This window comes from Bacillus sp. FSL R5-0447 (genome assembly GCF_038606125.1).
Lineage (GTDB): Bacteria > Bacillota > Bacilli > Bacillales > Bacillaceae > Bacillus > Bacillus velezensis.
Genome location: NZ_CP152012.1, coordinates 1790792 through 1807959, shown reverse-complemented (window position 1 = coordinate 1807959; position 17168 = coordinate 1790792). Strand labels below are relative to the sequence as shown.

The window sequence follows — 17168 nt, the reverse complement described above, 5'->3', positions numbered from 1 at the left end:
CCGAATGTCTCTTTGTATTATGAACAAAGATGATGATTTCCATCCGGGACATGAACAAAAACAAAGCCGGAGCATCATGCGCTCCGGCTTTGTATACATTATACTTCCATAATGATCGGAATGATCATCGGCTTGCGTTTTGTTTTTTCATAAAGGAATTGATTCAGCGCATCACGCATGGCTTGTTTCAGCGTGGACCATTCTACGGCAGATGTTTCCGTCGCTTCAGTCACGATAGAGCGGACGAGCTCAGTAGCTTGTACAATTAAACCTTCTGATTCTCTGACATATACGAAACCGCGCGTAATGATCTCAGGACCTGATACGAGGTTCTTTTTCTGCTTATCGAGTGAAATCACGACGATGAGAATGCCGTCTTGTGACAATAAGCGGCGGTCTCTCAGCACGATGTTGCCGATGTCGCCGACTCCGAGGCCGTCAATCAGAACGTTTCCGTACGTGACTTTATCCCCGATTTTCACATTCTGGCCGCGGAATTCAACGACGTCACCTTTTTCAATCAAGAAAATGTCGCTGCGTTTCATGCCGATCTCTTCTGCGATTTTGGAATGCGCTTTTTGCATTCTGAATTCACCGTTAACCGGAATTAAATATTTCGGTTTCAGCAAATTAAGCATGAGTTTCAATTCTTCCTGCGAACCGTGACCGGACACATGCACGCGCTTTTGGGCGAAAATGACTTGAGCGCCGGCTCGGGCAAGCAGGTTGACGGTTTTGGAATATATCAATTCATGCCCCGGAATCGGTGTTGATGCAATGACAACGGTGTCTCCTTCTTCAATGTTAAGCTGCTTGTGCGCCTGCTTGGCCATCCGCGTAAGAGCGGCCAGCGGCTCACCATGGCTTCCGGCTGTAACAATTGCCACTTCCCGCTTCGGATATTTTTTCACATCCTGCACAGGAATAAACATTTCATCTTCGGCTTCAATATAGCCGAGCTTGCGCCCAAGCTGAAGCACGTTTTGCAGATTTTTTCCGGCGATTGCAAGTTTGCGGCCGTTCTGGACGGCAGCCTGTATCACTTGCTGGATCCGGTTGATATTAGACGCGAATACAGCAATGATGACACGGTTTTCTGAATTGTTCATCGCATCGGAAATTTCACCGCTTACATATGCTTCTGACGGAGTATACCCCGGGCGCTCCGCATTGGCGCTGTCAGAAAGCAGGGCGAGCACGCCGCTGTTTCCGATTTTGGCAATTTCGCCAATATCACATGATTGGTGATAAGCAGGCGTCTGGTCAAATTTAAAGTCTCCCGTGCATACAATAGAGCCAAGTGATGTTTTGAAGCTGACTCCCACTGAATCCGGAATACTGTGAATCGTTTTAAAGAACGATACTTTCGTTGATTCAAATGTAATGACTGATTTAGAGTGAACTTCACGCAAATCAGCTTTTCGATTATGCCCGTACTGCTTGAGTTTTTCTCTCAGTAATGCAAGCGTAAGCTTCGTTCCGTATACCGGCACCGACAGCTTGTTCAATAAATAAAAGACGCCTCCGATGTTTTCATCGTGCCCGTGTGTCAGAAAGATGGCCTTCACGCGGTCAGCCCGTTCTACTAAGTAGGAAATATCCGGAATGACGACATCAATACCGAGCATTTCATTTTCAGGGTGCATCAGCCCTGCATCCACTACAAATATGTCTGAGTCAATTTCAATGACATATAGGTTCTTCCCAATTTCTCCGACGCCGCCAAGGGCGATAATTCTGACGTTTTCTGTATTTTTCTTTTTCAAAATCTGTATCCTCCTAGTCTCATACCCGTCCATCATCACTTGTTCCTATTATAACTGATATCAATTTTAGAAAACAAGAAGAAGCGGAAGGTTTAGGGAAAACCAATATGTATACAAAACGGTCAAACTCACGATAAAAATGAGAATGACCGCGTATTTTAACTGTATAAATTTTTTCTTACAGTTCGCTGATGACGCTGCTCAGGCTCAGACGTTCATCTTCATTCAGCGGGATAAGAGGAAGACGCACAGATCCGACATCAAGGCCTTTCAGCTGTAACGCCGTTTTGACCGGAGCCGGATTAGGCGCTTTAAAGAGCTCCTTCATGATCGGCAGAAGCTTCTGATGAATCAGTGCCGCGGTTGCCGTCTGCCCGTTCGTATAGTTTTTAATCATCTGCTGCATGTCAGAACCTACAATATGGCTGGCCACTGACACGACTCCTCTTCCGCCGACTGCGAGAATAGGAAGCGTTAACCCGTCATCACCTGAATAGACGTAAAAATCTTCCGGTGTTTCGGCAATGATTTTCGTAATGGCATCAAGATCGCCGCTCGCTTCTTTAATCGCAGAGATATTCGGTATCTCCGCAAGTCTGATGGCCGTTTCCGGCGCAAGCGAAGCGACCGTTCTGCCCGGCACGTTGTAAAGCATCACAGGAAGAGACGTTTCTTCAGCTATGGCTTTAAAATGACGGTACATCCCCTCTTGGGAAGGCTTATTATAATACGGCGTGACAAGCATAACGCAATCGACGCCGGCTTCTTCAGCTTTTTTTGTCAGTTTAATGGAGTCTTTCGTATTGTTGCTTCCCGTACCCGCAATAACAGGCACGCGTCCGTTCACTTCTTTGACTGTAAATTCAAAGAGTGCAATTTTTTCTTCCGTTGAAAGTGTCGGAGATTCGCCGGTCGTGCCTGCGACAACTAAAGAATCCGTGCCGTTTTTCAACAAATAGTCGATTAATGTAGACAGTTTTTGAAAGTCTACATTCCCTTTACTGTCAAAGGGGGTAATCATCGCTGTAGATATATTTCCGACATTCATTTTTTTCACCTCATCATGATTCAATCACATTTACTTTGAAAGTTCAAACACTTCATGCAGCGCATTTACGGCCGTTACCATATCTTTTTCATGAACGAGCACCCAGATCGTCGTATGGCTGTCGGCAGATTGCAGAATCGGAATGCCTTTATCAGAAAGTGCGGAGACGATTTTAGACGTGACACCCGGAACACCCATTATTCCGGCGCCGACCGCCGACACTTTCGCACAGCTCTCCGTCACTGTCGGCTCATATCCTAATTCAGCCAAAATGCTGCGCGCGGCTTCCGTTTTACTGCCGGCTACGGTATATACGATTTCACTCGGCGTAATGTTAAAGAAATCTACGCTGATTCCGGCATTTGCCATTGCTTTAAAGACTTCAGTCTGAACGTTGTATTGCCCCATTTTGGCGGGAACCTTAAATTGCGTCACATCTTTCACATGGGCGATCCCCGTGATCAGCCGTTCGAATACATCGCTGCCGATGTTAGACGAATGATGGGACGTCACCAAAGTGCCTTTGTCTTTTGAATAAGTGGAGCGCACGCGGATCGGCACCTTTGCCTGCATGGCGATTTCCACCGCGCGCGGATGAATGACTTTCGCGCCTTGATAGGCAAGGTTGCAGATTTCCGTATATGTGACGTTCGGAAGCGGCTTAGCATTTTCCACGATTCTCGGATCGGCTGTCATAACGCCTTCCACGTCCGTAAAAATGTCGATAAACTCAGCATCTACCGCCGCGCCGAGCGCCGCTGCTGAAGTATCGCTTCCTCCTCTGCCGATCGTCGTCGTGTCGCCTTTTTCAGTCGCTCCCTGAAATCCCGCGACAACGACAGCGTCATGGCTGGCGAGTGCAGCGAAAAGCCGCTCTGTTTTCATTTCTATAATTTTGGCGTCAGTATGCTGGGCATTGGTTAAAAAGCCGGCCTGGGCTCCTGTTAAAGCTGCGGCTTTTATGCCGTTTTCCTTCAGCATGCTGGAAAAAACAACGGACGAAATCGTTTCTCCGCAAGACAGAAGCATATCCTGCTCTCTCGGAGAAATGTCGGACTGGCTGCCGTAAAGGAGCCCGATTAAAGAATCTGTCGCGTACGGGTCTCCTTTTCTTCCCATCGCCGATACGACAACGACAACTTTATAACCTTCACTGATGGCATCTTTAATGTGTGCTAGCGCAAGCTTGCGGCCTTTGTCATCTTTTACGGATGTTCCGCCGAATTTTTGAACAATGATCTTCACTATTTTCACTCCAAATTAGTCTGACGTAACAGAAGAGAGCAGGCAGAGCCTTACTCTCTTCTGTTCGCCTATAGAAAATACGTTTGTTTTATACGAGGTTCAGTTTTTGCAGGCTTTCCGCGATTTGGACTGAGTTCCAAGCGGCGCCTTTTAACAGGTTATCAGAAACAACCCACAAATGAAAACCGTTTGCTCTGTCCAAATCTTTACGGATTCTTCCTACAAATACATCGCGTTTGCCGACGCAATCAGCAGGCATCGGGTAAAGCTGCTCCGCCGGATCATCCTGAAGCGTAACACCCGGAGCTTCTTTTAAAAGCTGTTTAATATCTTCAACGGTTGCGTCATCACGGTCAAGCTCAATGTAAACAGATTCTGAGTGCCCTGTTTCAATCGGCAGTCTGACACATGTCGCAGCCACTTCCAGATTCGGCATATGCATGATTTTTTTCGTTTCATTAATCATTTTCATTTCCTCAAACGTATAGCCGTTATCTTGGAATTTATCAATTTGCGGAATGGCGTTAAATGCGATTTGATAATGCTTTTTGTCGCCTTTAACCGGCATAATGGACGGTTCTGCGGGTTCATTGTTTAAAATCGCCTTTGTCTGGCTGTACAATTCCTTCGCCGCTTCATTGCCGGCCCCGGACACAGCTTGGTAAGTAGATACAATGACTTTTTTCAATCCGTACGCTTTGCGGATCGGTTCAAGCGCAGCCACCATCTGAATCGTTGAACAGTTAGGGTTGGCGATAATGCCGTTATGTTTGTGCAGATCACCTTCGTTCACCTCAGGCACCACGAGCGGTGTATTTTCGTCCATACGGAATGCGCTGGTATTGTCAATCACAATGGCTCCCCGTTTTACAGCCTCAGGCGCCAAGCTTTGTGATACGCTTCCGCCGGCGCTGAATAACGCGATATGAACGCCTTCGAAGCTTTCAGGAACGGCTTCCTGCACTGTATATTCTTCGCCTTTAAACGTTACTTTCGTACCAGCAGAACGCTTTGAGGATAGTAGTGTGAGTGTTTCGATTTCAAAGTTTCTGTCTTCCAGTGTTTTCAGCATTTGCTGTCCTACGGCTCCCGTCGCTCCGACAACTGCTACGTGTAATCCTCTTCCCATCTGTAAAACTCCTTCCGCCAATTAAGCATCATTTGTTGAATTGACTTTGCATTTTACGTTTTATTTTACCATAGAATAGTCACGGATTGATCGAATTTTTTTATTCGGGAATGATTTTCTGTCATCATGATTTTTTATTCATGGTGGTGTACGAGCACCGGCTGAACCTGCTGGTGCAAAAGAGCTTTTTCTACCGTAATCGGAAGGAGATCCATTCTGGCGACGAGCGATGTCGGTTTTTTCACGTGGTCGTCCTGGCCGAACGGGATGAAATATATGTTTTTTGCAGACATCAGCCTCATTAAATTCGTTCCGTTTAAACCGAGTCCGTCGTTTGTCGAAATTCCGAGCACGACCGGGCGGCCGTTGCGGATCGTGGCTTTCGCAGCCATAAGGACGGGGCTGTCAGTCATCGCATTCGCGAGTTTGCTCATTGAATTTCCGGTTAAGGGGGCGATGACCATGCAGTCGAGCGGAAGTTTCGGCCCGAGAGGCTCCGCTTTTACGATGGAATCAATCGCCTCAAAGCCTGTTGCTTCTTCAATTTTTCTGACCCAATCTCCCCCCTCCCCAAAGCGGGTATCGGTCGATTGAACGGTTGACGTCACGACCGGCCGGACTTCAGCTCCTTGACTGATAAGCGCCTCTATTTGCGGAAAAACTTCCTCATATGTGCAGTGCGATCCGGTTAATCCGAATCCGATTCTTTTCCCTTTCAGAGACATGGTTATTCCCCCTCTTTCTTTAAGTCTGCCAAAAGCTTGCTCAATACGTTCGCAATAATCTGTCCGGCTGTTTTCGGGGCCACAATTCCCGGAAGACCCGGAGCAAGCAGCGCTTTAATGCCTTGTTTTTCAGCATATTTGAAATCCGTTCCGCCCGGACGGGATGCTAAATCCAAAATCAAGGTCTTCGGCGTCATGCGCGATAAAACGCTTTGATTCAGAATCAAGCTCGGTACGGTGTTAATGCAGATATCAATATCATTTACATGTTCAGTAAGCTCTTCAAGTTGAAAAGGAGAAAGCCCCATTTCCGTTATACGGGCCAAATGAGCCGAACTCCGCGCGCCCACTTTTACCTTCGCCCCTAACGCCGCAAACGTCCGGGCGATCGTCATACCGGTGCGCCCCATGCCGAGAACGGCGACATTTGATCCGTGAATGGTATAATCCGTATGCTGAATCGCCATCATGATTGTTCCTTCAACAGTGGGAATCGAGTTGAATATCGCGATATCGTCCCGCTCAAATAATTTCACAAGCTTGCGGCCCGCTTCGCTGGCGATCCCCTCAAGATACGCGTTGGAGATGCCTGAATAAATGACGCAATGCTCCGGTGTCCGCTCAAGATAGCTCTGCTTTAATACCACTTCTTCATTTGAAAAAACCGTGGAAACAACGCCTTCTCCGGTCGTTGCCGATACAGGCAGGATGATACTGTCTATTTTTTGAAAGGGAATCTCATCGATTTTGCATTTGACGGTTCCTGTAAAACCGTCATCCAATTGGTCAAACCCTGCAAGATAAATATCGGCATGCTGTTCTGTCAGCTTTCTTATAATCTCAAGCTGTCTTGCGTCACCGCCAATGATCGCAATTGTCAATCCGGTTAACATCTGAAACGTTCACCTTCTTTACAGTTACTGGATCTTTTAAGTGTCATCCTCCTCTTCATCGTATGTGCGAAGAGAAAGGGCGGTGAATGTACAGCGTCTTTTTCATAAAAAAAGCACCGGCTGTATGAGCCGGTGCTTGCAAAAAATGAATAAGATCTACTCTTCGGGAGGCGTGATCTCCCCCGGAACGTCTAAAATGATCATGTCTGACCCGATTTTTTGGATATGGTTCCAGGGGACGCGGATGTCGTGGCCTTGTTTTCGCAATCCGAACCATTTTACCGTCGGTATCAACAGCGCGGTAATTTGTCCGTCCTGTTCATTAATTTCCAAATCGGTCTGGCCGAGCACGCCGAGCCGCTCTGCCCGTTTAATGTCCACTATTTCTTTACCTGACAGTTCACTGAGCCTCATGATAGCCACCCCCTTGTACTATATGACCCGGAGCAAAAAAAAATGCCTGCCCCGTATAGAGGCAGACTGCTTTTCCGCTTAAGATGAAGCCGGCATATTGCCGGTCGGGCTGATGAGCGATAGTGCGTAATCATCCGTAAATAAGCGGCGGCTGAGGCCGTTGACGCTTTCCAGGCTGACCGCATTTAATTCAGTGATAATTTCATCCATGGTCTTATGCTTTCCGAGCAGGAGTTCGTTTTTCCCGTTCCGGCTCATTTTGCTGTTTGTGCTCTCTAAGCTGAGCATTAAGCTCCCCTTCATTTGCTCTTTGCTGTTTTCCAGCTCTTTCGGGGTGATACCGTCACGTTTTAGAACCGATAACGTTTCCTGAATGGTTTCAGACAGAAGTCCGAGCTGATTCGCGCCGGTGCCTCCGTAAATCGTCAGCATACCGCTGTCTTCATAGGAACTGTGATAGCTGTATACAGAATAGGCCAGTCCTTTATCTTCGCGCACATCCTGGAAAAGACGGCTGCTCATGCTTCCGCCCAGCACGTTGTTTAAGACGATCAAATCGTAAATGTCCGGATCTCCGACTTTCAGGCCTTTGAAACCGAGACAGAGATGCGCCTGTTCGGTGTCTTTTTTTCTGGTCAGCTTTTCATAATGAAACTCAGGCTCGCTGATGCCGCTTGCTTTGCCCTTCGCTTCGTATGTACCGAACCATTTCTCCACGTCTTTAATGAATTGTTCCGTTACATTTCCGGCGACAGAAATGACGACGCGGTCCGGCGTGTAAAAGGCATCCATATGCTGTCTGAGAGAATCGCCGTTAAATGACGAAAGCGTTTCCTCCGTCCCGAGAATCGGGTAGCCGAGCGAATGATTGCCGTATGTCGCTTTGCTCAGCAGATCGTGGACAATGTCATCCGGCGCGTCTTCATACATTTTGATTTCTTCATATACGACGTTCTTTTCTTTTTTGAGCTCATCTTCGTCAAAAGCAGAATGAAAGAACATATCAGCCAGCACATCAAGTGCGTAGTTTGCATGCTCATCCAGAACTTTGGCGTAATAGCACGTATATTCTTTTGAAGTGAAGGCATTCACTTGGCCGCCTATCCGATCGAAGGATTCTGCGATTTCCCGTGCGGATCTGGTATTTGTTCCTTTAAAAAACATATGCTCAAGAAAGTGCGAAATACCGTTTGTATCCGGCGTTTCATGACGTGACCCCGTCCCGATCCAGACGCCGATTGCCACAGACCGCACCGTTGGATTATTTTCAAGCACAACTCTTACACCGTTTTGGCATGTATAGCGTTTTATCAAGTCTGTTCCTCCTATTCAAAGACAGGCAACTGCCGCCTGCTACTTCATCAGCCTGTTTTCATCCATTAAGTCAGACACTGAGCCGAGCGCGTAGCCTTTTTCTTTGATTTTTGCAATCAGTGTATCCAGGCTTTTCGCAGTCGGATCAGTCGGATGCATTAAAATCATGGCTCCGTTATGTATTTTGCTCAACACCCTTGTTTGTAAAACAGCGGGAGACGGTTTTTGCCAGTCAATGGTGTCAACGGTCCACATGATGGTGCCCATTCCTTTTTCCGCCGCAAGGTCGACCACGGCTTTTCTGAAGCTGCCGCTTGGCGGCGCAAACCATTTCGGCTTCATGCCGAGCGTCTCGCTGATTTGTGCATTGGTTTTGTCAAGCTGTTCGGAAATGCTTCCTGAAGTCAGTTTGCTCATATCAGGGTGATTGTATGAATGATTTCCGATTTCATGTCCGTCTGCCGCTATTTTTTTCCCCAGTTCCTGATTGTTTTTCAGCCATTTCCCTTCAAGAAAGAAAGTTGCTTTGACCTGGTGCTGCTTCAGAATAGGCAGCATTTGCTCCACGTATTCATTTCCCCAGGCGACATTTATCAGGAAAGCGACCATCGGTTTGTCGGGATTTCCTTTATAAATAGGTTCGGGCGCGAGAGAATCAAGATGGACTTTCGGTTTTACCTGCTCATAGACAAGGCCGTCTTCGTGAAATTCTCCGTCCTTTTTCATTTGTTTATAGGATTTTTCCACATTGACTTTTAAACCGTTATATCCCGGTATACTCTTCCATATTTTATCAATCCGCGCGTCTTGCGGCTTCACTTCATACTCTGACGCTTTTTGCAGTAATTCTTCATAGAGCGGATCTTTTGATGCTGACACAGTTACAGCGTCTTTTTTCATTGCGTCTATGTAATCAACTGTATACGGATTTTTTAACATTTCAAACGAAACAAAAAAAAGAAATAAAAAAACGGCAAACGGCACGAATTTTTTCAACATGTCCTTCCCCCCTCACCACACATTATGTATGAGGAGGACAAGGTAGAACCCGTCTGTTGTCTTTCTCAAAATAAAGAAGCCGGGTCTCCCAGGCTCCTTGTTAGGTTTTCATTTAAGATTGTTGTTGTTCCTGTTCTTTTTCTTTCTCTTCGCGCAGCACTGCTTTACGCGACAGATTCACTCGTCCCTGTTTGTCAATTTCAGTTACCTTCACAAGGATTTCGTCACCGATTTTCACAACATCCTCAACCTTGCCGACCCGTTCGAGCGCTAGTTCAGAGATGTGAACGAGACCGTCTTTTCCGCTGAAGATTTCAACAAAAGCGCCGAATTTCTCAATCCGTTTGACTTTACCGAGGTAAAGCTGGCCGACTTCGACTTCTCTGACAAGATCTTCGATGATTTTTTTCGCTTTTTGGTTGCTGCTTTCATCAGTAGAAGAAATAAAGATGGTGCCGTCTTGTTCAATGTCAATTTTAACACCGGTATCTTCAATGATTTTGTTGATTTGTTTACCGCTCGGTCCGATAACGTCACGGATTTTATCCGGATTAATGTTCATCGTTAAAATTTTCGGCGCATATTGAGAAAGTTCTTTTCTTGATTCACCAAGCGTGCTGAGCATGCTGTTCAAGATTTCCATTCTTCCTTTTTTCGCCTGCTGAAGCGCTTCTTCAAGAATTTCTCTTGAAAGGCCTTCAATTTTAATGTCCATTTGCAGCGCTGTCACGCCTTTTTCCGTGCCGGCTACTTTAAAGTCCATGTCACCGAGGGCGTCTTCCATCCCTTGAATATCCGTTAATACCGTATAGTACTCGCCTGATTTCACAAGTCCCATCGCGATACCCGCAACAGGGGCTTTAATCGGAACACCTGCGTCCATCATGGCAAGCGTGCTCGCGCAAATGCTGGCCTGTGAAGTGGAACCGTTTGATTCAAGCACTTCGGATACGAGGCGGACCGTATACGGGAAGTCTTTTTCATTCGGAATGACCGGCTCAAGCGCACGCTCTCCAAGAGCACCGTGACCGATCTCACGGCGTCCCGGTCCGCGCATCGGGCCTGTCTCCCCTACGCTGAACTGCGGGAAGTTATAATGATGCATAAAGCGTTTTGATTCTTCCACGCCTAAACCGTCAAGAATCTGAACGTCCCCAAGGGCGCCTAATGTACAAACGCTGAGCGCCTGCGTCTGTCCTCGCGTAAACAGCCCGGAGCCATGCGTTCTCGGCAGAAGGCCGACTTCTGAAGAAAGCGGGCGGATTTGATCAACGCCGCGGCCGTCCGGACGGACTTTTTCTTCTGTGATCAAACGGCGCACTTCGTTTTTCACGAGTTTAGACAGTGTCTGTTTCACTTTTTTAATCGTATCTTCATCATGCTCTTCTTCTTCGAATTTCGCGACAACTGCATTTTTCACTTCATTGATCGCGTCTTCGCGAGCATGTTTTTCGTGAACCTGAATGGCGCTGAGAAGATCCGGCTCCGCAAGGCTTTTTACTTTTTCGCTGAGCTCTTCGTCAATTTCATACAGTTCGATTTCTGTTTTCTCTTTGCCGACTGCTGCGACGATTTCTTCTTGGAATGCGATCAGGCGCTTAATTTCTTCGTGACCGAACATAATCGCCTCAAGCATGATTTCTTCAGGAACTTCATCCGCTCCGGCTTCCACCATGTTGATGGCGTCTTTTGTGCCTGCAACGATGAGGTTGATATCACTTTTTTCAAGCTGGTCAACCGTCGGATTGATGACGAATTTCCCGTCAATGCGGCCTACCGTCACACCCGCGATCGGGCCTTCAAACGGGATATCGGAAACGCAAAGAGCGAGTGATGAACCGAACATTGCAGCCATTTCAGATGAGCAGTCCTGATCAACACTCATGACAATGCTGATGACCTGTACTTCGTTACGGAATCCGTCTGCGAAAAGCGGGCGGATCGGACGGTCGATCAGACGGCTGGCTAAAACGGCCTTTTCACTTGGACGGCCTTCTCTTTTAATAAAACCGCCCGGAATTTTACCTACTGCGTATAATCTTTCTTCATAGTTAACGGTAAGCGGGAAAAAATCTAGCGGTTTCGGTTCTTTTGATGCGGTTGCTGTGCTGAGCACTGCAGTATCGCCGTAGCGGACCATGACAGCGCCGTTTGCCTGTTTGGCAAGCTGGCCGGCTTCTACTGTAAGCTGTCTGCCGGCCCAATCTATGGTAAAGACATGTTTCTCTTGTCCCATTCGATTACGAGCTCCTCTCTTAATGTGTGAAATAATCAATTACTCCTATTATGAACGAAATGAATTGAACATATCAATGTCAAAGTAGTATGTAAAAGGATTTCATTGTTTTTTTATTATTATTTTTTTCGCTTTAATACGATAAAAAAGCGGGAATCCTCCCGCTTTTTACGATTATCGACGTAAGCCTAGTTTGTTAATTAACTCACGGTAACGAGTTACGTCTTTATTACGCAGATACGTAAGAAGATTACGACGTTTACCTACCATTTTAAGAAGACCGCGACGTGAGTGGTGATCTTTCTTGTGAGTACGCAAATGCTCGTTCAAGTTGTTAATTGAGTCTGTTAGGATAGCGATCTGAACTTCTGGAGATCCAGTATCAGATTCGTGTGTTTTGAACTCGCTGATGAGTTGATTTTTACGCTCTTGAGTAATTGCCATCCTGTTTCACCTCCATATCATAATTAGCCCCAGTTACCTAGCAACCGTCGGTGACTTCGGATTGCCAAGCAATGGTTTTAAGACTACGAAACATATGATACTAAAAATCGCGCCCATATGCAAATCTTTTAGAAGAAAATTTGTGTACTTTTGATGTTTTTTCCGTTATTTGCTGAAAAAACGGATCGCTTCTTGTTTGTCTTTCCCGATCTGAGCCGTCAGTTCATCGATGCCGTTAAACTTCCGTTCGCTTCGGATTCGTTTGTACCACTCGATTTTAACGTCTTCTCCGTATACATCCTGCTGAAAATTAAACAAATGTACTTCAATTGACGGCTGATCGGGACGCTTTTCATAAAAGGTCGGTTTGTAGCCGATGTTGCAGACGCCTTCATACACCTCGCCTTTTATTTCGGCTTTCACTGCATACACGCCTGTCGGCGGCACGATATAACTGTTGTGCAGGCCGACATTCGCGGTCGGAAAACCGATGGTGCGGCCTCTTTTGTCTCCGTGAATCACAGTGCCCCGGATAAAATACGGCTGGCCGAGAAGAGTGTGCGCAAGTTCAACGTCACCATCCTGCAGCGCTGACCGGATATAAGTGGAGCTGATCTTTCTGTCCTGCTCGGTCTGTTTCTCGACAGTCGTGCATCCGGCCTTGCCGTTTAAATCGTCCGGCAGCGTCTCCATCGTGCCTTTTCCGTATTTTCCGTACGTAAAATCGAAGCCTCCCACAGCGTGCCGCGCGTTTAACCCTAAAATATACTCCTCAGCAAACTGTTTTGGAGACAGAGACGCAAACGCTTCATCAAACTTTACGACATACAGCACATCAGCGCCTAAACGCCCGATCTGGCTGATTTTATCTTCAAGCGGCGTAATCAGATCCTTTGGCTCTTTGTCCCTGCCCAACACATGGGAAGGGTGGGGATGAAACGTCATAACGGCCAGCGACAGGCCTTTTTCTTCGGCAATTTGTCTGGCTGTTCCGATTACTTTCCGGTGTCCCAAATGAACGCCGTCAAAGTAGCCGAGCGCCATGACAGACGCCGGCTGCTCTTCTTTTTGTAAATGATGCGGATGAGAAATATGTATCGTCTTCACAGAACGGTCACCTTTTTTCTTATTGTTCGCTTTTTTGCATGAGCACTTTAGCCGGTTTCAGCAGTCCTTTTTTTGAAGGATGCGGCATATAAATGGCCACACATTCTCCGTCTTCAGTACAGACCGCTATACGGGCGTCAGCTGTCATTGCAGAAAATTCCGCCGGGATGTCAAACACTGACCCGTTTTCAGCTTTCTTAGCTAATGTATCACTTATGACCCATTTCGGCAAATGATTGAGCGCTCTTTCAATCGGCACGGCATGCTCTGCAACCGTGCCGTCTGAAACCTGCTGTTCAAGTTCCTCAAACGTGAAACACTCATCAAGACTGAAATCACCGGAAGCGGTGCGGATGAGATGCGACATATGCGCGGGATAGCCGAGTTTTTCACCGATTGTCACCGCCAATGTTCTGACGTAAGTGCCCTTTGAGCACGTGACTGTAAAGCGGAATGATGCTGTGTCTTCTTTATAAGTGACAGGGGAAGTGAGCGCGATATCTTCAATCGTGATATTCCGCTTCGGCCGCTCCACTTCAATACCGGCTCTGGCGTATTCATAGAGCTTTTTCCCGTTGACCTTTACAGCGGAATACATCGGCGGCACTTGCTCCTGCGGTCCCTTCAGTTCGTCTAAAACGGCTTTGATATCCGCTTCTTTCAGCGGCTCCTTGACAGGTTTTACGCTGACCGTTTCTCCAGTCTGGTCTTCGGTCGATGTGGAGAAGCCGAGAGTGATCTCAGCATCGTACGTTTTTGACTTGTCGGTGACGTACTCAACAATCTTTGTGGCCCGTCCGACACAGATCGGCAGTACGCCTGACACTTCCGGATCAAGCGTTCCCGTATGTCCGACTTTCTTTGTTTTTAACAGTTTTCTTATTTTCATTACACAGTCGTGAGAAGTCATGCCGACCGGTTTATGTAAAAGGAGAACTCCGTTAACCATATGTCTTTCGCTCCTTTGTTATCAATTGTATCCCGTAAAACGCAGAAAAGAGGACAGACGACACTCGCCCATCCTCTTTCCTTGTTATTCAGACGGTTTATCTGAATGCAGTTCGTGAATCAATGTTTCAATACGATTGCCGTACTCAATTGATTCATCAAATTCAAATTCAAGCTCAGGCGTTTTGCGGAGTCTGATTCGGCTGCCGATTTCGGAACGGATAAACCCTTTCGCTTTCTCAAGCCCTTTCAGCGCCTCCTCTTTCTTTTTCTCTCCGCCGAGAACGGAGATATACACCTTCGCTATTTGTAAATCACCTGAAACACGTACGTCTGTTACAGTGAGAAATCCGATTCTCGGGTCTTTCAGCTTTCGGCTGATAATATCCCCGAGCTCTTTTTTCATCTGCTCGCCGACACGGTTTGCTCTCATACTCAATTCAATCACCTCTAAGTTAAAACCACTCTGTTCTAGTGATCGTCCGTTCTATTTCGGGAAAGGAGTCAATAAACGCGAGTACGCGCTGGATCTCCTTTTCCGCCTGAACGTGAGAGGAGGAGACGACGGCGATTCCGAAGCTGGTCCGCTGCCAAGTGTCCTGATAGCCGATTTCTGCGGCCGACACGTTGAACTTATTCTGAACCCTCGTTATAATCCGCTTCAGAACGGCTCGTTTCTCCTTTAATGATCCCGCATCATAAATGATGCATTCACATTCCGCAAATCCGATCACTTTCTTTCGATTTCCTGCATGACATACGCTTCAATGATGTCGCCTTCGCGAATGTCATTGTATTTCTTAATTGTAATACCACATTCATATCCTTGTGAAACTTCTTTCACATCATCTTTGAAGCGTTTCAGAACGTCTACTTCGCCTTCGAAGATAACGACGCCGTCACGGATCAGGCGGAGTCCGCTGTCACGTGTAATGTGGCCGTCTGTTACATATCCGCCGGCAATCGTGCCGATTTTCGACACTTTGAATGTTTGGCGCACTTCAACCTGACCGATGACTTTTTCTTCGTATTCAGGATCAAGCATTCCTTTCATCGCCGCTTCAATTTCTTCGATGACTTTGTAAATGATACGGTGAAGACGGATATCTACATTTTCAGCTTCAGCCGTGCTCTTAGCATTTCCGTCTGGGCGCACATTAAACCCGATAACGATTGCATTTGAAGCAGATGCGAGAATGATGTCTGATTCCGTAATCGCACCGACGCCTGTGTGAATGATTTTCACTTTTACGCCTTCTACTTCAATTTTTTGAAGAGCGGCTGTTAACGCTTCGGCTGAACCTTGAACGTCAGCTTTTACGATTAAATTGATGTCTTTGACATCGCCTTGTTTAATTTGTTCAAACAGATCATCGAGGCTCAGCTTCGCTTTGTCGCTGCGCTGTTCTTCCAGTTGCTTGGAAGCGCGTGCTTCACCGACAGAACGGGCTGTTTTTTCGTCTTTAAAGACGAGGAATTGATCGCCAGCCTGCGGTACGTCGTTTAAGCCCGTGATTTCTACAGGTGTGGACGGTCCGGCTGTTTTCACGCGGCGGCCGAGATCATTGACCATGGCCCGCACGCGGCCGAATGTATTTCCGACAACGATCGGATCTCCGACATTCAATGTTCCCGTTTGAACGAGAAGTGTCGCGACAGATCCTCTTCCTTTATCGAGCTCAGCTTCAATAACCGTTCCTTTTGCCTGACGGTTCGGATTGGCTTTCAGCTCTTCCACTTCACTGACAAGCAGAATCATTTCGACAAGCTCGTCAATTCCCTTGCCTGTAAGAGCGGACAGAGGAACGAAAATCGTTTCTCCTCCCCATGCTTCAGGAACGAGTCCGTATTCAGTCAGCTCCTGCATGACACGGTCAGGGTTCGCGCTTTCTTTATCCACTTTATTCACGGCAACGATAATCGGAACCTCAGCCGCTTTCGCATGGTTGATGGCTTCGACTGTCTGCGGCATAACGCCGTCATCAGCCGCTACGACTAAAATGGTAATATCAGTTACTTCCGCACCGCGCGCACGCATTGTTGTGAACGCCGCGTGTCCCGGAGTATCTAAGAACGTGATTTTTTTGCCGTTTTCTTCGATCTGGTAAGCCCCGATATGCTGGGTGATTCCGCCGGCTTCACCTTCAACAACTTTTGTTTTTCTGATGCTGTCAAGGAGGGTCGTTTTCCCGTGGTCAACGTGGCCCATGATCGTCACGACAGGCGGACGGATTTGAAGATCTTCTTCTTTGTCAGCCTCTTCATATTTTTCAAGCTCAGTTTCTTCAAGCACAATCACTTCTTCTGTTTCTACACCGTATTCAGATGCGATCAGTTCGATTGTGTCTTTGTCAAGCTCCTGGTTAATGGTAGCCATTACGCCCAGAAGCATCAATTTTTTAATGAGTTCAGACGGCTCTTTGCCCAGTTCCTCGGCTAAAGCTCCGACTGTTAAAGAGCCGGAAAACGTAATTTTCTCAGGAAGCTCTTTTTTCGGCTTCAGCGGTTTTTGCTGATACTGATTTTTGTTGTTATGATTGCGTTTGTTTTTGTTTTTGTTGTTGTTGTTATTCTTCTTGTTTTTGTTAAATTGATTATTCTGCACGTCATTCTTCTTTCCGTCTCGAATTTTGTTTGGTTGATTCCCAGCAGGCTGCTGATTAATCCCTTGCGGCTTGTTTTTGTTCGTTTCCGCAGGCTTCTGAGATGTAACGCCGGCGCCGCCTTTTTTAAATTTCGCATCAAGCTGCTTAATGGTCTTTTCTTCAAGCATTGCCATATGGTTATTTACTACTATATCCATGTTTTTCAGCGCAGTCAAAATTTCCTTACTTGAAACATTGATGGCTTTTGCATATTCGTAAACTCTCATTTTAGCCATTCGTTCACCCCCAAAAATA

The 17168-nt window shown here is 46.7% G+C and carries 16 protein-coding genes; all 16 read right to left on the bottom strand.

Annotated elements, in window-relative coordinates; all coding sequences use genetic code 11:
- Positions 1 to 98 precede the first annotated feature (98 nt).
- The 16 genes from rnjB to infB all read right to left on the bottom strand — a co-directional run bounded on the left by rnjB (position 99) and on the right by infB (position 17149).
- Complete coding sequence (rnjB, locus tag NYE68_RS09210) at positions 99 to 1766, bottom strand: ribonuclease J2 (protein ID WP_007409811.1); 1668 nt, start codon at positions 1764 to 1766, stop codon at positions 99 to 101.
- Positions 1767 to 1944: 178 nt separating this feature from the next.
- On the bottom strand, positions 1945 to 2814 hold the full coding sequence (gene dapA / locus NYE68_RS09205) for a 4-hydroxy-tetrahydrodipicolinate synthase (RefSeq protein WP_003154166.1): 870 nt from the start codon (positions 2812 to 2814) through the stop codon (positions 1945 to 1947).
- 30 nt (positions 2815 to 2844) lie between these two features.
- Positions 2845 to 4059 carry an aspartate kinase gene (gene dapG, locus NYE68_RS09200; RefSeq protein WP_003154168.1) on the bottom strand — a complete coding sequence of 405 codons (1215 nt, stop codon included), beginning with the start codon at positions 4057 to 4059 and terminating at the stop codon, positions 2845 to 2847.
- A gap of 88 nt (positions 4060 to 4147) precedes the next feature.
- The gene (gene asd, locus NYE68_RS09195) at positions 4148 to 5188 is read right to left on the bottom strand and encodes an aspartate-semialdehyde dehydrogenase (RefSeq protein ID WP_007409810.1); all 1041 of its coding nucleotides are present in this window, start codon (positions 5186 to 5188) and stop codon (positions 4148 to 4150) included.
- A gap of 134 nt (positions 5189 to 5322) precedes the next feature.
- Complete coding sequence (gene dpaB, locus NYE68_RS09190) at positions 5323 to 5913, bottom strand: dipicolinate synthase subunit B (RefSeq protein WP_007409809.1); 591 nt, start codon at positions 5911 to 5913, stop codon at positions 5323 to 5325.
- Between the two features lie 2 nt (positions 5914 to 5915).
- Positions 5916 to 6806: a dipicolinic acid synthetase subunit A gene (dpaA, locus tag NYE68_RS09185; RefSeq protein ID WP_015417487.1), complete on the bottom strand. Its 891-nt coding sequence runs from the start codon at positions 6804 to 6806 to the stop codon at positions 5916 to 5918.
- A gap of 156 nt (positions 6807 to 6962) precedes the next feature.
- Complete coding sequence (locus NYE68_RS09180) at positions 6963 to 7220, bottom strand: YlmC/YmxH family sporulation protein (protein WP_003154176.1); 258 nt, start codon at positions 7218 to 7220, stop codon at positions 6963 to 6965.
- A 78-nt stretch (positions 7221 to 7298) separates the two neighbouring features.
- Positions 7299 to 8534 (bottom strand): pitrilysin family protein, encoded by a 1236-nt coding sequence (locus NYE68_RS09175; RefSeq protein WP_324635849.1) that lies wholly within the window; start codon positions 8532 to 8534, stop codon positions 7299 to 7301.
- 39 nt (positions 8535 to 8573) lie between these two features.
- The gene (locus NYE68_RS09170; RefSeq protein WP_015417486.1) at positions 8574 to 9533 is read right to left on the bottom strand and encodes a polysaccharide deacetylase family protein; all 960 of its coding nucleotides are present in this window, start codon (positions 9531 to 9533) and stop codon (positions 8574 to 8576) included.
- Positions 9534 to 9645: 112 nt separating this feature from the next.
- Entirely contained in the window at positions 9646 to 11769 is a 2124-nt protein-coding gene (gene pnp / locus NYE68_RS09165; protein WP_007611468.1) for a polyribonucleotide nucleotidyltransferase, read from the bottom strand.
- A gap of 174 nt (positions 11770 to 11943) precedes the next feature.
- Entirely contained in the window at positions 11944 to 12213 is a 270-nt protein-coding gene (gene rpsO / locus NYE68_RS09160; RefSeq protein ID WP_003154182.1) for a 30S ribosomal protein S15, read from the bottom strand.
- A gap of 165 nt (positions 12214 to 12378) precedes the next feature.
- Positions 12379 to 13320, bottom strand: coding sequence for a bifunctional riboflavin kinase/FAD synthetase (gene ribF / locus NYE68_RS09155; RefSeq protein WP_007611467.1), 942 nt, complete (start codon positions 13318 to 13320; stop codon positions 12379 to 12381).
- Positions 13321 to 13339: 19 nt separating this feature from the next.
- A complete protein-coding gene (truB, locus tag NYE68_RS09150; protein ID WP_017417788.1) occupies positions 13340 to 14269 on the bottom strand; it encodes a tRNA pseudouridine(55) synthase TruB in 930 nt (309 codons plus the stop codon).
- A gap of 84 nt (positions 14270 to 14353) precedes the next feature.
- Positions 14354 to 14707: a 30S ribosome-binding factor RbfA gene (gene rbfA, locus NYE68_RS09145; RefSeq protein ID WP_003154185.1), complete on the bottom strand. Its 354-nt coding sequence runs from the start codon at positions 14705 to 14707 to the stop codon at positions 14354 to 14356.
- Positions 14708 to 14723: 16 nt separating this feature from the next.
- Positions 14724 to 15002: a DUF503 domain-containing protein gene (locus NYE68_RS09140; RefSeq protein WP_003154188.1), complete on the bottom strand. Its 279-nt coding sequence runs from the start codon at positions 15000 to 15002 to the stop codon at positions 14724 to 14726.
- Positions 14999 to 17149, bottom strand: coding sequence for a translation initiation factor IF-2 (gene infB / locus NYE68_RS09135; protein ID WP_007611462.1), 2151 nt, complete (start codon positions 17147 to 17149; stop codon positions 14999 to 15001). The genes NYE68_RS09140 and infB overlap by 4 nt, the downstream gene beginning before the upstream one ends.
- Positions 17150 to 17168 lie beyond the last annotated feature (19 nt).

What these genes read in the sequence shown, in the direction of transcription:
- truB (WP_017417788.1), bottom strand. Translation starts at nt 14,269, where the DNA reads ATGGTTAACGGAGTTCTCCTTTTACATAAACCGGTCGGCATGACTTCT.
- infB (WP_007611462.1), bottom strand. Translation starts at nt 17,149, where the DNA reads ATGGCTAAAATGAGAGTTTACGAATATGCAAAAGCCATCAATGTTTCA.
- rpsO (WP_003154182.1), bottom strand. Translation starts at nt 12,213, where the DNA reads ATGGCAATTACTCAAGAGCGTAAAAATCAACTCATCAGCGAGTTCAAA.
- dpaA (WP_015417487.1), bottom strand. Translation starts at nt 6,806, where the DNA reads ATGTTAACCGGATTGACAATTGCGATCATTGGCGGTGACGCAAGACAG.
- dapA (WP_003154166.1), bottom strand. Translation starts at nt 2,814, where the DNA reads ATGAATGTCGGAAATATATCTACAGCGATGATTACCCCCTTTGACAGT.
- NYE68_RS09180 (WP_003154176.1), bottom strand. Translation starts at nt 7,220, where the DNA reads ATGAGGCTCAGTGAACTGTCAGGTAAAGAAATAGTGGACATTAAACGG.
- NYE68_RS09170 (WP_015417486.1), bottom strand. Translation starts at nt 9,533, where the DNA reads ATGTTGAAAAAATTCGTGCCGTTTGCCGTTTTTTTATTTCTTTTTTTT.
- dpaB (WP_007409809.1), bottom strand. Translation starts at nt 5,913, where the DNA reads ATGTCTCTGAAAGGGAAAAGAATCGGATTCGGATTAACCGGATCGCAC.
- pnp (WP_007611468.1), bottom strand. Translation starts at nt 11,769, where the DNA reads ATGGGACAAGAGAAACATGTCTTTACCATAGATTGGGCCGGCAGACAG.
- asd (WP_007409810.1), bottom strand. Translation starts at nt 5,188, where the DNA reads ATGGGAAGAGGATTACACGTAGCAGTTGTCGGAGCGACGGGAGCCGTA.